We start from the raw sequence: 16,131 nt of genomic DNA on the forward strand, positions 1-16,131 counted from the left end.
CTATCCGTGTCAATTTAGTACCGCTTAAGCGGTTGTTAACACTACCATTAAATAACGCTCATAGTAAATATTGTTAAGCCTGAAAACCACCACAGGCTTGCATCTCGCCAGTTACAACTTATTGCTCGTGCTTTAAAAAAACAGTTTTGTTTAACCAATCCACAATGTGAGAATGTTCTTGCTCGCCAATCATCGACATATAAGCGTGTTCACGATTATTTATTTCAAGTACGTTTATTTGACTAGATTTCAAGGGCGCAAACTTAAGGTAAGGTGATACGCTGTCAGTGTTAGACGCAAAAATTAAATAGGGTATTTCGCTGGCGCTAATTACCGGTAGCGTATTGGTTTGCTCAACGCTTAAGCCTGCTGCCCGCAGTGCGGCATTTGCCCCCTTACTTTTGTGCGCGTCTGACAATAAAAAGTCATACCAAGGTTTAGTGTCTTTAAAATAACCCAGTAAGGAGTCATCAAATTGCGTCATAGGGGCTTGCAGTACAACGGCATCTACTACCTTGTTTTTGCCAAGTGTTGCGGCAACTAATCCTCCCATAGAATTGCCAACAGCAATAATGGGTAAGGTGGTGTTGAGCTTTTGGGAAATAAAGTTTTGCACGTATTGGCTATCGCTAACCCCGAAGCCTTTAGCAGCTGTTGAGTTACCGTGGCCAAGTAAATCAAGTAGGTATACATCAAAGCCTAAGAATTGAAAATACGCAGCTGATACCAACATCCACTCTTTACTGGCCCTAAAGCCATGCACAATTACAACACTGCCTGTAAAGGGCACAATGTCGGCTCGTTTGAGTTGTAATGAACTAGTATGTGGCGTGCGAGTAAATTGCGCCTCAATATTCATATCAAACTTTTTACTAGCGCTTTTGCTTGGAGCGAACAAATACTCATAGCAGCCAAACTTAGGGTCACAATGTTCACGCACCTGCACGTCAAACTCTTTCATCATGTTTTGCGTGTTACTTAAGTTATTCGGATAACTTTTTGCATTGAGTAGCGTGGTTTTCACAAGCGTCTCGCAGCCACTTAACAATACAACCATCACTAATAAAATACTCCAAAGTAGCTTTGGCCTTTTGTGGTTTATAGCAGTGCTTAACGTGAACATTATTTCTAACTCTAAATTATGAAGTGAATAAGCACAACAAACTATAGAAGCTGTACACTATTTGCAATGCTCAAAACGGGTATTACAGGTTTATAGGATACTCAACATACTAAACGCGCCTTAAGGCTTGCGCATTTTATATAAGCACTCTGCTCAAATATCGCACTTTGCCAGTGCAAAACTTTCACCAAAGTATTGCACTGAATTACCGTTTGTAGGCTAAACCCCGTAAAAACGAACCACATGGTCAGGATTTGGGCATTTGGCATAAGTATTGCCTTAGCCTTATTAGTTCATGCACGACACCGTATAAAAAAGACCAATAAAAGCGTGAATATATCACCATCAAGGAATCGCTGCGGCGAAAAACACGCGAGATAATAATCATGAAACAATTTAGATATAAACCCTTATGCGCCAGCATTATTTCAATAATGGCCTTAAGTTACGGTACAAGTGCATTAGCACAAACAGCACCTGAAGAAGACCTTGAAACGATTTCTGTTACAGGTACCAAAGATGTAAATTCACTTATTCCCATTGAATCAAGCAGTGCCTTTGGATTAGATAAATCACTTATTGAAACCCCTCGTTCTATTACAGAAATAAGCTCTGACTTAATAGAAGCTTACGGTTTACGAAGTGTAGATGATTTAGTCAGAATTACTCCGGGCGCATTTACCAGTTCATTTTTTGGGATTCAAGGTGCTATGGATATTCGCGGCGAATCGGCTGACAACTACTTTAGAGGCTTTAGAAGAATAGCCAACCCTGGCGCTTTTAAAACGAATATTCGCGGAGCAAAAAGCCTAGAAGTAATGCGCGGCCCAGTAAGCCCATTATACGGGAATGGTAGTGTAGGCGGGCAACTAAACTACTCTCCTAAATCGGCAAAATCAGATGCCACCAAATATGTTGAACAAGCCAGTGGCGAAGTGCATTTAACCTTAGGCACGTATGATCAAAAAATATTAGCCGTAGAGGGCGGAGCACCGTTCATGCTAGGTGACAAACAAGCCGGTATATATGTATTTGCCGAAGCTGAAGACTCAGGCTCATATTATGATAACTACAGTCCAACTAATGAAATTCTGCAGGTAGCTTTAGATTTAGACCTAAGCGAAAATACCGTTATGGAATTTGGTTTTCAGTATCAAACCTCTGATGCAATTCAAGTACCGGGCTGGAACCGCGTTACGCAAGATTTAATTGATAATGGCACCTATATTACCGGTGCACCTGTAGCCAAAAATTCTGATAACCCCATTGGTGCTGACCGCCTCCTTCCCCAGGAATCTGGTTTTATAACTCCCTTTGCGCCTTTCTTTATTAACTCGTCATTCTCGGGCGTTGGCTCATTTTGCAGCCCAGGCACTACTGATAACACCAACTATCAATACAATGGCATGTTACTTTCGTGCCCCGGGGTAGGCACTGAAATTGAAAATTTATATTCGCTCAGCAACCCCGGTACCACGCAAATAGATCATAAAACCACGTTTATTGATGACATTGATTTTGCTGACTCAACCGCCTTTACCGCGTATTTGGATTTCACCACATATTTAGATAACGACATAACGTGGAAAAACCAATTTTACTATGACTACATGGACCACACTAAGTATCAAAGCTGGGGATTCACCGCTGACTACCCAGGGGCAAAGGCGATGGAATTTAGATCTAGCCTTAACTTTGAAACCACCCACAATAGCGCAGTTGTACAGCATATTACGGGCATAAGTGTGCGCAACGAAGACTTAGATTATAACCATGCTTACTATGATGAAACCTTTGATTTTAGGGATATCACCGTAGGGCCAACACCTGATGACAGAATAGATTGGGCAGTTCATGACCCATACGAAGACGCCACCATTTTATATGATGATGAGGGCAACCCCACCGGCATAGACGGCACTGTGCGCAGAAACTATAACGAAGTACAGCTATCAACTGCGCTAAACGCTGGCTTGTTCTACATTGCTGATATAACCGTTGATAAACTAAGCGTGTTGTTAGGTTTGCGCTATGACTACTACGACATAGAGTCTGAAGATAAAGCAGTATCTTTACTTGGCATCCCATTTGGCGACGGCTTAGTACATAAAGATTCGCAAACCGCCACAAGCTATAACTTAAGTGTATCTTATAAAATGGATTCAGGCTTTGTACCTTACATGACTTACGCTGAATCTAATTCTTTAAGCACCAACCAGCTTGGCGGTATTATTCCAAGCAGCGTTGATAATGGAGAGTACTTAGCTGATTCAACCTTAAGTGAAGTTGGCCTGAAATACAGTAGTGACGATGACTCTATATTTGCCGCGGTAGCTTACTTTGACCAAGAAAAAACAGACAGAATAGGCCAAACCTCAGCCCTAGTTGCTGTTTACAGTAAAGGCCTTGAGTTTGAAGCGCGCGCTATATTTAACGAAAACTACTCATTAACGGCTACCGCTACCCACATTGAAACTACCGAAGTAAGTGATGGTGCCCTAGCGGTAATTAACGGCGCTGACTTTGCAATTCAAAATGGCTTAGAACCTTACCAAGTTTACGGCGGCCGTATAGCCGGAAATCGTTCTACCTTTGTAGGTGAAGGCGTTGAGCTTGATCGTGGCGGCTTACCTGACAATACAGTAAGTATGTATTTAAACTACAATAAACCTTTAGAAAACGGTAGACTCACAGGAAGCTTAGGCTTCGGTTGGGCTGACGAAACTTACACTGATGTACTAGAAACAGTTTTACTGCCTAATTACATGGTGTGGACAGGCTCAGTTGGGTACGTGGCTGATAACTACCGCGTACTCTTTAGTGTGAACAACTTGTTTGAAGAAGAATACTATACATCGGCTGACTTGTTTGACTCTGTGGTTGTAAAACCCTCAGAAGGTCGCACAGCATCGGTTATGTTCAGTTATTCTTTCTAGCTTTTAAGCACCATCATCCCCATGGATGATGGTGTAGTTCACCCCCTACGAGGCGCTAATATTTTATAAAACCTAACATTACAAGAAGCATATATGACCAATCCGCATCGCCCTTTGTTTAAGCATATCCGAAACCATACCGCGCTTTTTGCTGAATTAGCGCAGCTTCGAAACAATTATGCACACAGCCTAGGCATGCAATTTGACCAATTTCACAAAACTCCCAAGTTGATCACTAAAAGCGGGCAGCGCTTGTCTATAGAGCCTGAACGCAGCATTGTATTAAAGAATTTTAGTGCAGCGAGGGGGCTTAAAACTATACTAAGTACTCGTATCCTAGGCTTTCACTTAGTAACAAACAGTGACATAGGCTTTCGTTACCCTACGGCTGCTTTAGCGGGCTTAGATGCCCCTTACATTAAGCGCTTTCGCTCAGAGTACTTTCACCGTGTAGACGAAAACCGTGACATATGCCGTCCAACTAACTTAAGTTATGGGATTAAAAGCCGCGGTAAAAGTGATAACAGGGAAGAATACGAAGTATGGATACCCGAGCAAGACGTTAAGCTTGACCCATCACCTTTGTTTGTAAATAAATACGCAGAAGATTTACCCGAAGCCGTGCGCACCTTTGCAGCTGAGCCTCCCGTTGTACATGGCTGGATGGGCGTTAAACGCTGCGCATTTGAAGGTATTTATTACAATAAAGCGTTATTTGGTGATATTGCCATAAGTGTGGCCTTGTCATTAGACGCCTATAACATTGGCGCCAAACCTGATTTATCAATGTCATCTGAGGTAGGTAGCTCAATATGCCTTGGCGGCGCCGAGGTAGAATGGGAAGTAATGGGGTATTTTGCTCCTAAACAAATGCATGTTGAGCATGACCATATTTGGTCAGCTATTAACCATACCTTAGAGGCTATTTCAGCGCCTTTAGAAGAAGCATTTGCACCTGATATACTTACCACTGACCAAAGTAAAACTGAACGTATTTTAAGTGCCGTGGCAAGCGCCGGCGTAAGCGATGCCGCAATTGCAGAGCAAAACTTAAAGCCTTGGGAATTTTTACAAACTATGAGCGAAGAGCGCAAGAAAAATCATGACGCAAGCAGAAGCGTGAATTTCTTAGGGCGTTTAAACCGCTTGTTTTACCACCCTGATATGCCACTGCCTTCATTAAAAGAGTTACACTTTTTGGCTCAACAAAGCCTTGATTAAAAAGCATTATAATAATCAAATAGCCCCTGCCCAAGCAATTGGGTAGACTACAATTAGTTTAACTAGCAAGAGACAATGAATGGCCTCTAATAAAAACATACTCGAACGCATGGTTGCTGAGTTTCCTAGCTTGTCACCCAATGCGCGTGACATAGCGAACTATATTCAGCAAGACCCACTACGTTTAATGAGTATGTCGGTACAGGCCTTGGCTGACGCCACTAACACTTCAAAAGCTACGGTTAGCCGGTTTTTCCGCCAACTTGGCTATGCCTCGCATCAAGAGGCCAAGCAAGCCATTGTTAATTTACGCAGTAGTGGCTTCCCACTAGGAAATACGCAACAAGCTGATGATGACGCCACTCATCTTGATAGCGAAATCCACAATATTCAAAAGACCTTACAAAGTATAAACACCGCTGAGCTTGAAGCTATTGTGCTTAAGTTAAAACAAGCAAAGCGCATTTTCATAATTGGCTTTAGAAACAACTATCCTTTAGCCCTTCATTTGCGCCAGCAACTCATACAAGTTCGCTCACAAGTTTTAGTGTTACCACAACCAGGGCAAACCTTGGGAGAAGATCTGGTTGATGTGCAAGATGATGATTTGGTGATTGTATTTGGCTTTAGACGCAGGGCGGTTAATTTTGAAGAGTTAATATCTCAATTAGCAGGCAAGCAAACAGTGCTAATTTGCGATCCAACTGGGCAAGTTTTTAACCAACAAGTTGCTCACTTGTTGGTTTGCCACTTAGGTAACAATGATGCTTTTGACAGCTACGCAGCCCCCATGAGCTTAATATCGCTTTTGTGTAATAATTTATACAAAGCTAGCTCAAGCAATGGGCAGGCTCGTGTTTCAGATATATCGCACTTGTATAGCCAATTAAACGAAATATCGAAGCTTTAAGGTAAGCTAACACTTACTTACTTTTCTGGATTCATGGCTGTCCACGACTTATCAATACTTGAAGACTCTTCTGTTTTATCCAGTGTAAGTAAGTTTTCAAGTTGCTCATTGTGTTTTTGATACGTAGCAATGTAGTCATGTTCGTCATTTCGAATGGCGTGCAGTTTTGGCATCAAATCTACTTCTTTATGTCGAAACATGCGGCTTAGCCGATGCGCATCGTAGGCGGTTGTGCCAAGTTCAATAAGCGCGTCTTGCCCTAGCTCTAATGCTGTTCCAAAGGTTTCGCGATGAACTTTATCAACGCCCGCATCCATTAACTCAAAAGCGGCTTTTCTATCTTTGGCGTTACTAATAATTTTAAGGTGCGGAAAATGCTTTTTAATTGTTTCTATAAGCAGCAAAGAACGCTCTTTATCGCCAATGGCAATTACCAGCACTTCAGCTTTGTGGGCGCCTGCAGATTCAAGTAAATCAATACGTGTTACGTCACCAAAATACACTTCAAAGCCCAGTTTTCGCAGGGTTGAAACGTTTGCGGCGTCGTGGTCTAGAATAACAGGTTTAATGCCGCCGCTAATCAATAAGCGCCCAATATCAATACCCATGCGGCCAAAGCCCGCTAATATAACGCGGCCTTCATCTTTTACATCGTCAGCATCGGCTTGTGCATCTTCGTTTTGTGCCTCGCTTTTACTCAGTTTATCGTGCAATACAAAAAGAATAGGCGCAATAAACATAGATATTGCTACTGCAGAAATAAGCGGTTCAATTACACTTGTAGGCAGTACGCCATTGGTTTTAGTCACTTGAAACAGAACAAAAGCAAATTCACCACCTTGCGCTAAAGCCACGGCAAAAAATGCACGGTTTTTCTTGTCAGTGAATACTTTGAAACCAAGTGCAAATAACACTAACCATTTCACGGCTATTAAGGCTAAAGCTAAGCCTATAATCAATATAACTTTATCCCCAATTAGGGTGAAGTTAAGACTTGCCCCAATTGAGATAAAAAATATACCTAATAAAAGCCCTTTAAAGGGTTCTATATCACTTTCTAGTTCATGGCGAAATTCACTGTCGGCCAGCATTACGCCTGCTAAAAATGCACCCAAAGCAGGTGACAAGCCAACAAGTAACATAAGTACAGAGGCACCCACCACTAAAGCCAAAGCGCTTCCTACAAAAATTTCACGCACGCCGGTGGCGGCAATGGCGCGAAACATAGGGCCACACACATACTTACCCAATACAAAAATTAAACCAATAGAGGCCGCAGTTGCAATTACTTGTAAGTAGCCCGGTAGGGAGTGAATATCAAACAATGCCGAATGATGGCTAGCGCCGCTATCAATGCTCAAAGTAGCAAGTAGCGGAATACCTGCAAGCATTGGAATAACGGCTAAGTCTTGAAATAACAGCACTGAAAAGATTGAACGCCCAGCAACGCTTCCCATCAGCCCCTTCTCTTGTAGGGTTTGAAGCACAATAGCCGTAGAAGACAAAGCAAGAATTAAACCTATAGCCAGCGCCTGTTGCCAAGGTAAAAAGAATACCGCTATAGCAAAAATGATGAAGCTGGATGCAAATACTTGTACACCGCCGGTGCCTAAAATTGGCCCTTTCATTTTCCACAACATTGACGGCTTAAGCTCTAAGCCAACAAGAAACAACATCATTACCACGCCAAATTCAGTGAAGTGCATAATGTCATCAATATTATTAATAAGTGATGCCCCAAAAGGCCCCACAATAATCCCTGCTATTAAATAGCCAAGCACCGAGCCTAAACCTAACTTTTTGGCAATAGGCACCGCAACTGCACCAGCAGCAAGAAAAATAAACAACTGCAATAAGAAATGTTCCATTTATTTACTCCTTGTGATGGTGCTAGCGCTAGAATTCAAATATTCAAATTCTTTCGCTAAACTCAAATCCAGCGTATCGTCACGCAGCGCTGTTATAAGCTTTTTGTACTGTTTTGCATGATTACTTAATACCTCACTAGCCAAACCGCGATGCACACCACTAACGAAAAACGGGGGCAATGTTTGCATTTTGCATAAAGCCATAGTGGCGTGAAACGGCGAAGTAAGCTCTGCAACTGTAAATTTATTTGCGCCCTCTTTTTGGTAGGTACTGGCATCACCACCTGCTGATATTGCTTGAAAGCTTAACTTGCCTTCAAGCGCATGGCCTTTTGCACCGTAGGCCCAGTCATGCTCTAGCACTAGGTCCATCCACTCTTTTACAATTGAAGGCGTTGAATACCAATAAAAAGGATGCTGAAAAATGATGATGTCGTGGCTTTCACACAGCTCCTGCTCTCGTTTTACATTAATCATAAAATCAGGATAACGGTTGTATAAATCATTTACATATACACCATCAAGATTATCAATAGCTTCTTTTAGCGCTATATTGACGGCTGACTTTCCTTGGGCAGGATGAGCGAAATTAACCAGTATTTTTTTCATTGTAGACTTAGTGTTAGCTTGCATTGATGCATAATGCAGCCATAATATTTTAATAAGTCTAAAATGATAATAAAGCGTTAAGCACAATCAGTATTTAGATTTTATTGATAATAGCCAGCATTCAGCTTTCCCAAATTGGCGGCGAGCCAATTTTCTCGACTAAGTAATCAATAAACACTCTCACCTTGGGCGTGAGCACATTTGATTTAGGATATACCAACCACACTGCGGCTTGATCATCTACATGGTAGTCAGGCAGTACATGCACTAAGGAGCCTTCGCTTAATTCAGCTTGCACGTTCCAAGTGGAGCTCATACATATGCCTACTCCAGCTTTCGCCGCTATGCGCATTGAAGCGCCATCATCACACACCACTCTTGATACAGCTTTTGCAGGCGGAAAAGTATAATCTTGTTGATTACTGGCTGATTTCAATTTGCGCCGTTTAGCATTAATAAACATGAGCAATTGGTGAGCATCTAAATCTTCAGGGCTTTTGGGCGTGCCGTACTTTGATAAATAAGAGGGAGAGGCACACAATATACGTGTATCACTTGCAAGGCGCCTTCCAATTAGGCTGCTATCTTCTACTGCATAGTTACGTAAAGCTAAATCAAAGCCACCTTCAATTAAGTTCACTTGAGTGTCTGATAGCTTCAATTCTATGTTTATGTCAGGGTACTTCTCTAAAAACTCAGGCAGTATTGGTGCAACGTAGCGCTGAGCAAAAGTACTTGAGGCAGCAAATCGTAAAGTACCGCTTACCGCTGAGTTACCTCGCCCCAGTGCGGCAAACGCGGCTTCTTCCTGCGCTATAATTTCCTTCGCATAAGGCAAAAACTCGCTGCCTTCTATCGACAGAGTTACTTTTCGGGTAGAGCGGTGGAATAAATCAGCCCCAATTTGCAGCTCTAACTTTGATAAACGCGCACTGGCAACAGACGGCGTTAAACCCAACCTATTTCCTGCAGCGCTAATATTTAATAACTCTGCCGCGATTACAAACAACTTTACGCCATTGGTATCCACTTATTATCCTCAAAAACCGAATTGTGATTCCCTTTATACGTCATTTATCTCGTTATTCCAAAGTATTAATATGAAGTCATTGAGAAATACAAGCGCTTAACAGGCGCTGTTAGGAATAATTTTAAAGGCTATTTATGAACATTAGTGCAACGGTAAATTATCATATTAAAAGCAATACAAGCCAAGCCTTCCATTTTGATGTGGACGGTATTGACGGCAATCTTATTTCGCCAGAGTTAGTTACTACCGAAGTGAAGGTAAAGGATTTGCGCGGCCAAACCGATGCGGTCAATTTTAATGACAACGGCATCACCTTTAAGACCTTCCCAAGCAATATTTCAGCTTTTGATGACAGCGATGCATGGCATAAACAATACAACCAAGAAATTAGCCAATTACTGAAAAGCGAAATTGGCGCAAGTGAAGTAATAGTGTTTGACCACACCTTACGTATTGATGACCCTGACGCCCTTCGCCGTCCTGCCCGAAATGTACATAATGATTACAGTAGCGATGGCGCTGAACAACGCCTTGTTGATCTATTAGGTAGCGAAAAGGCGAATGAATATTTACAAGGTTCATTTGCCTTTGTAAACGTATGGCGCCCTATTGAAAATATCATTACAAGCTCGCCCCTTGGCTTTATTCACCCGCTCTCGATGCAACAAGATGATTGGATGGATATTGAGCTTGTATACCCAACTCGCCATGGGCAAATTCTTGGTGTAGCCGCAAATGCTAAGCATGAGTGGTTTTACCAATCAAACATGCACCCTGATGAAGTCGTAATTTTTAATATTTACGACAATCAAGGCCGTGCCCACTTAGCTCATAGCGCCCTTGACCTAATCAATCAAGCGCCTACTTCTGTGCCTAGAAAAAGCTTAGAAACGCGTACTTTAGTGCGCTACCCCAATTAGTAATATTAATAAAATAAACATTTACAGGCCTTTAGGTCTACTCAAAGGAAACTACTATGAAATATGAAAACTTCACGACCTTTACTACCGAGCAGCAAAACGGCGTACTTACTGTAACTTTTGATTTTGGCCCTGTGAATGTGCAAGGCCAAGAAATGCTAGCTGACTTAAACAGCTTAGCCATGCGCTTAGAGCGCGACAGAAACACCAAAGTGGTTGTGTTTCAATCGGCCAATCCTGAAATTTGGGTGTGCCATTACGACACCGAGCTACTTAAAGATATGTCAACCGTGGCGGTTTCACGTGATGACGCTAAGTTACTTGATTTACAAGAAGTGTGTGAAAGAATTAGCCGAGTACCTCAAGCTACCATTGCTAAGTTAGAAGGTTTTGCTCGTGGGGGCGGCCATGAATTAGCGCTAGCTCTTGATATGCGCTTCGCTGCACGTGGCAAATATAAATTTATGCAAATGGAAGTAGCCATGGGAATTTTACCTTGTGGCGGCGGAGCTTCGCGTATGGCACGCCAAACGGGTTTAGGTAAAGCTTTGGAAATAATATTAAGTGCACGCGACTTTGATGCTGATGAAGCAGAGCAGTTAGGCACTATTAACAAAGCCTTAGACCCGAATGAAATTGGCGAGTACGTTGATACACTAGCTAATAGAATTGCGCAGTTCCCTGCTGAATCAATTAATGCATGCAAACAAGCGGTTTACGAATCTATTGATAGACCGATTGAAGACGCACTAAAAGCTGAAGCGTATTGGTTGTATCAGGCAACAAGCAAAACGCCGGCGATAAAACGATTCACCATAGCTGATGAACAGCGTTTAGAAGATGATATTGAAACCCAGCGCAATTGGAATGATGTGGTTATGCAAGTGCAAGATATTAACTAAACAAGGAATAAGTAGCCTACGCCGCAATGACGTTACTCACCTTGCCGTCATCGTACTCACGTTGCCGTCATCGTGGCGAAGGCCACGACCTCTTTGGGCTCCCTTTAACTTTAAATTCGTCGGTAATTTTGGCGGGTTGCAGCCTTCGCTGCAATGACGATGCTTAAATTACCGTCATCGTGGCGAAGGCCACGACCTCTTTGGGCTCCCTTTATATATGAGTTTCTCAAGTTATATTGCCCTGCAGAAGAACTGTGCATAATCTTGATTCGCGTTATTTTCTCGGCTATAAACGTATTACAAAGGAAATAGAAAGGTAAAGCAGGGAAGAACCTATGAAAGTAACACTATTGGTATTGATGTGCGTTTTAAGCTTAATTGGGAACATTAAAATTGTTGTGTCCAAAGAGGTGAGCAAGCCAAGCATGTTCAAGGAGGATGTTAGTCGCATCATTTCAGATTACAGCGAACTAGGCTGGTTTAGTGGCAATCTTCTGGTGGTTGAAAAAGGTAAAACGTTACTGCGTTTGCATACCGGAATGGCCAGCACTAAGCGTGATGAAAAGAATCAACAATGCACTCGATTTAACACAGGTTCTTTAACCAAACACTATACCGCTGTATTGATTTTGCAATTGATTGAACAAGGCAAACTCAGTTTTAACACACCACTGTCGAGTTTCGATTTTGGCTTCACCCAAGTAGACACTACCTCAATTACCATTGAGCACTTACTTAAACACCAAGCAGGGTTTGCTGACATATTTGTTGCTGAATATATGAATAAGCCACTCGCCTTTACCAGCCTTGAAAAAAAGATTGCGCTTTTAATCAATGACCCCCTGCAGTATATACCCGGTAGCGACACACAGTACTCAAACTATGGTTTCATTATTTTAGGCGCCATTGCAGAAAAAGTTACTAATACAAGCTTTGCTAACCTGCTAAAAGAACGTATTTTTACACCTATTGGAGCAGTAAATAGCTCTTTGAAACGCAGTGAAAATGATAAGTGTCAGTCTGATCGTTTTACTTATGCAATATCAGGTCAAAACGTTGAAACACAGTTTCGTGAGGTGTCGGGTCCTGATGGGGGCATTGAAGCGACTATTGATGATGTGCATAGGTTTTACGACGCACTTTTCTTTTCTGATTCACTACTTGAGCGCAAAGGGCCTACTTTTAAACGCTACTTTCAAGATAGCAATCATATTGGTTCTTACGGTGGTGGAACGGGAGTGAGTGCGGCCGTTGAAGTATTGCGTAGCGAGCAAATTATTGTGGTGGTACTTGCTAACACAGATAATTTAGTGGCTGAACGCGTATCAGCAAGAGTGCTGGAGGCGGCACAAGGTAAAGCTATTTCGCCCGTTAGATTACCCGCCAAACATTTTGTTTATAAGCATTTTGAAAAATTAGATTCAAAAACGTTTCAAGCAACATTTAAAGACACGTATCAAACTTCTGGGTACAAAATGTTTTTAGGCCGAGCGCTTAATGAAGCTGGCCTTAGTATTCTACGGATAAGCCCTGATAAGGAAGGCCTTGAGATTATCCAAATGCTCGGGCACTTTTACCCAAACGCTCCTCAGGCTTATGATAGTGAAGCCTACGCTTATCAACTTCTTGGTGATGAAAACAAAGCACAACAAGTATTTAAGAAGGCTCTAGAAATAAACCCCGCATTTATAAGCGACTACAGCGAAAGTAACTTTGGGCTTAAGTAGTGGGAAAAAGCAAGTTAAACCAAAAGCACTAAAATGCGTAAAAGAAGGAAAACTTGATTTGGGGCTTTTTTTAATTGCAATCTGCACCCGCATTCTTACTTCTGAATAAGCTAAGCTTAAGGGCGTGAACTGACGTATTCCTGCCCTTAGTTTTCTTGAGTCCTGCTACTACCTCCCGTCATCGTGACGAAGGTCACGACCTCCTAGGATTAACACAAAACCCAATCAAATCCAGTTCCAAAAGCCAGTAATCAGTCACCTAAATAAGTGATATGTTTGAACCTTTGTAAAAAGGAAATCAACATGAAACAACCCGCTATTTATTTTATTACCAATTATCACAATACTACGCTGTATGTTGGTGTCACTAGCAAACTACAACAGCGTATATACCAGCACAGAACCAAAAAGGTGAAAGGCTTTAGCTGTAAATATAATCTTGAAAAATTAGTGTATTTTGAATTGTTTGAAACGATGAAAGAAGCGATTTTAAGAGAAAAGCGGTTGAAGAATTGGCAACGTGCTTGGAAGGATAGATTGATTTGCGAGCTAAATCCGTTTTGGGAGGATTTGTATCTGAGCTTATAGAAAGAACGAGTGGTTCCAAGGGGGTCGTGGCATGCGCCACGATGACGTGAGGGATGTATCAATAACGCAATTACAAATGTCCGCTTTGGCGCTGATAGGCAAGATTAATCAACGGTCTTGTTTCTGGAACTGCCGTAAACCTAAGGTATGTTTACAACAAAGAAACGTCATCCCGTTGTATACGTGCTTGATGGACCTGGCTCTTTTAATTTTTTATGCTAGTAATCGACTTGCGAGCATTGATAATTTCGCTTTATGTACCAACGAGATGAATATGCGATTTTCCTAAAGATTAAAAGTGACTTTCCTTAGTTCAACTTAAAGTGTTGTTTATTATGTAAATATGTTAGCTTTGTTGTATCTATATCTTACTCTCGCTCAGACATGTTACTCTTAAACGACACTGTTCAGGCTCGCCTCTATTTGCAAAAGCGCGCTTTTTTCATCTCCTTTTTCACCGTTGCTGTGCTATTCATTTTTCAACCGTTTGGGACCTACGAGTCCCAAGATTCCTTTAAGTATTTAAAACTCACCGGTTATGGGCTTGCTACTTTTTTTGCCATTATTGTGTCTGGTCTCATTGAGTTGCAGTTAACACGCTTTAAGACTCAATATAGGTTTTATCCGGTCGGTATTTTAGTCATGAACTTAATCATCGCGGCCATTTTTAATCACAGTTACTTTGTCGTCGCCATCTTAGAACAGTGGCATTGGGCCAACCAACTAATGTTTTTTATTTATGTCTCTGCCATTGCCACTTTCCCATTGTCTGTAATGTATATACAAGAGCAAAGCCGCCAAGGTATTAAGCAAGAAGCTACTCAAGGCACGAAAACGATCAGTCTTGAAGATCACGCAACAACACAAGACCTTACAAATGAACAGGTCAACGAATGTACCACTGGGTTTACCTTGTATGGCGATAACAAAACAGAACAACTTACTCTGTCGATTGAAGAGTTGGTTTACCTAAAAGCGGCCGATAACTATTGTGATATTTACACTTATAAAAATGAGACGCTACACACCACGGTACTGAGAATTCCTTTATCTCGCGCAATAGAGCAGATTCCTCCAAATAAAAGAATCATTAAGTGCCATCGCTCTTATGCCGTTAATTTATTATTTGTGAAAAGTAGCTCAGGCAATGCCAATGGCTTACAACTCGCCTTAAACGTGACTGAAGAGAACATACCGGTATCTCGTACATTCGTGGACGCCATAAAACAGTCTTTGTTAGCCACCACAAACACCTAGTCATTCACCCCAAATAAGTGCAAACAGCCCAAAACAGAGGCTTTCATCCCTGCCTCATTGCTGAGAATCAAAGCCTGTATCACACTTCACCTCGTTAATTAAATTTCATAGAGGAAAGTGAAAATGAACAAAAATATAAAAGCTATATTACTTCTTATTGTATTCGTGTGTTGCCACTTATTCATGCGCAGTCTTTTCCCTTCAGAATGGGTAAGCACTTTACGTGAATTAGATTCTGGCTCGGGCGTTGTTCTGTCTTTGGCCAGTTGGTTGTTTATTTTTGGGCCTTTTGTCGTATTAACGTTAATCCTGTTCAGAAACGAAGACTGGTTAACCACCCTTGGCTTACGCTCTGACAATGGTAAATGGTATTTAAAAGCGGCTGTCATAACCTGTATGCCAATGTGTATTGGTTATGCTTACTTATCAACGAGCTTAGATCTCTCACTTGCTAATATCTTAACTGGCTCAGTGTACCCTGCCTTTTTCGAAGAAATTATTTTCAGAGGTGTTCTATTCGGGCTGCTGTTTAGAATTTGTAAGTGGGGATTTGTGCCGGCAGCATTGGTCAGTTCACTCATTTTCGGATTTGGTCATCTATACCAAACTAACGATGTTATGTCTGGACTCATGATGTTCGGATTTATGGCAGTTGCGGGATCTTGGTTTGCTTGGTTGTACTGTGAATGTGGCTACCGAATTTGGTACCCAATGTGGATGCACTTTATTATGAATGCAGCCTACGGCATATTTGGCATGTCAGGCGGTGCAATGGGAGAAGCAGATGCCAATATTTTTAAAGCCTCTGCCATTATCTTAAGTATCGTTTATGTCACTTGGTTAATTAAAAATGGTAAGAAAAGAGAAGTGACGAAACAGCGCTTGTTTAAAAATAGAGACACCGAGCTTACTATTCAATTAAATAGCGTGACCGTTTAGGTAAAGTCATTGTTTATTTTTGTATTTTAATACTTTCTCAACGAAATTGCCTTTATGTTAACTTGAAAAGTATTTTGCAATAAACCCGTTTTGTTGTAATT

At 41.6% G+C, this 16,131-nt stretch carries 13 protein-coding genes; 9 read left to right on the top strand and 4 right to left on the bottom strand.

Annotation, left to right across the window (positions count from 1 at the left end; genetic code table 11):
• Window positions 1-118: 118 nt before the first annotated feature.
• Entirely contained in the window at window positions 119-1,123 is a 1,005-nt protein-coding gene (locus ACOI22_RS11040; protein WP_420672081.1) for an alpha/beta hydrolase, read from the bottom strand.
• Between the two features lie 386 nt (window positions 1,124-1,509).
• Here ACOI22_RS11040 and ACOI22_RS11045 point away from each other — a divergent pair, with 386 nt between their 5' ends.
• From ACOI22_RS11045 to ACOI22_RS11055, 3 genes are all read left to right on the top strand, one after another.
• On the top strand, window positions 1,510-4,059 hold the full coding sequence (locus ACOI22_RS11045) for a TonB-dependent siderophore receptor (RefSeq protein ID WP_420672082.1): 2,550 nt from the start codon (window positions 1,510-1,512) through the stop codon (window positions 4,057-4,059).
• A gap of 93 nt (window positions 4,060-4,152) precedes the next feature.
• The gene (locus ACOI22_RS11050; RefSeq protein WP_420672083.1) at window positions 4,153-5,280 is read left to right on the top strand and encodes a hypothetical protein; all 1,128 of its coding nucleotides are present in this window, start codon (window positions 4,153-4,155) and stop codon (window positions 5,278-5,280) included.
• Between the two features lie 79 nt (window positions 5,281-5,359).
• A complete protein-coding gene (locus ACOI22_RS11055; RefSeq protein WP_420672084.1) occupies window positions 5,360-6,190 on the top strand; it encodes a MurR/RpiR family transcriptional regulator in 831 nt (276 codons plus the stop codon).
• A gap of 17 nt (window positions 6,191-6,207) precedes the next feature.
• On the opposite strand, the gene ACOI22_RS11060 is transcribed toward ACOI22_RS11055, so the two are convergent.
• The 3 genes from ACOI22_RS11060 to ACOI22_RS11070 form a co-directional block, all read right to left on the bottom strand.
• On the bottom strand, window positions 6,208-8,058 hold the full coding sequence (locus ACOI22_RS11060) for a monovalent cation:proton antiporter-2 (CPA2) family protein (RefSeq protein ID WP_420672085.1): 1,851 nt from the start codon (window positions 8,056-8,058) through the stop codon (window positions 6,208-6,210).
• Window positions 8,059-8,667, bottom strand: coding sequence for an NAD(P)H-dependent oxidoreductase (locus ACOI22_RS11065; RefSeq protein WP_420672086.1), 609 nt, complete (start codon window positions 8,665-8,667; stop codon window positions 8,059-8,061). It lies immediately after the preceding gene.
• A 121-nt stretch (window positions 8,668-8,788) separates the two neighbouring features.
• Entirely contained in the window at window positions 8,789-9,697 is a 909-nt protein-coding gene (locus ACOI22_RS11070; RefSeq protein ID WP_420672087.1) for a LysR family transcriptional regulator, read from the bottom strand.
• Between the two features lie 134 nt (window positions 9,698-9,831).
• Between ACOI22_RS11070 and ACOI22_RS11075 the strand changes: the two genes are divergently transcribed.
• The 6 genes from ACOI22_RS11075 (at window position 9,832) to ACOI22_RS11100 (ending at window position 16,030) form a co-directional block, all read left to right on the top strand.
• Window positions 9,832-10,617, top strand: coding sequence for a CmcJ/NvfI family oxidoreductase (locus ACOI22_RS11075; RefSeq protein WP_420672088.1), 786 nt, complete (start codon window positions 9,832-9,834; stop codon window positions 10,615-10,617).
• A 56-nt stretch (window positions 10,618-10,673) separates the two neighbouring features.
• Entirely contained in the window at window positions 10,674-11,519 is an 846-nt protein-coding gene (locus tag ACOI22_RS11080) for an enoyl-CoA hydratase/isomerase family protein (RefSeq protein ID WP_420672089.1), read from the top strand.
• A 335-nt stretch (window positions 11,520-11,854) separates the two neighbouring features.
• Entirely contained in the window at window positions 11,855-13,246 is a 1,392-nt protein-coding gene (locus ACOI22_RS11085) for a serine hydrolase (protein ID WP_420672090.1), read from the top strand.
• Window positions 13,247-13,549: 303 nt separating this feature from the next.
• Window positions 13,550-13,834 (top strand): GIY-YIG nuclease family protein, encoded by a 285-nt coding sequence (locus tag ACOI22_RS11090; RefSeq protein WP_420672091.1) that lies wholly within the window; start codon window positions 13,550-13,552, stop codon window positions 13,832-13,834.
• 642 nt (window positions 13,835-14,476) lie between these two features.
• Window positions 14,477-15,091: a LytTR family DNA-binding domain-containing protein gene (locus ACOI22_RS11095; RefSeq protein WP_420672092.1), complete on the top strand. Its 615-nt coding sequence runs from the start codon at window positions 14,477-14,479 to the stop codon at window positions 15,089-15,091.
• 123 nt (window positions 15,092-15,214) lie between these two features.
• Window positions 15,215-16,030 (top strand): CPBP family intramembrane glutamic endopeptidase, encoded by an 816-nt coding sequence (locus ACOI22_RS11100; protein ID WP_420672093.1) that lies wholly within the window; start codon window positions 15,215-15,217, stop codon window positions 16,028-16,030.
• Window positions 16,031-16,131 lie beyond the last annotated feature (101 nt).

The sequence above is a fragment of the Glaciecola sp. 2405UD65-10 genome (assembly GCF_048820975.1).
Classification (GTDB): domain Bacteria; phylum Pseudomonadota; class Gammaproteobacteria; order Enterobacterales; family Alteromonadaceae; genus Glaciecola.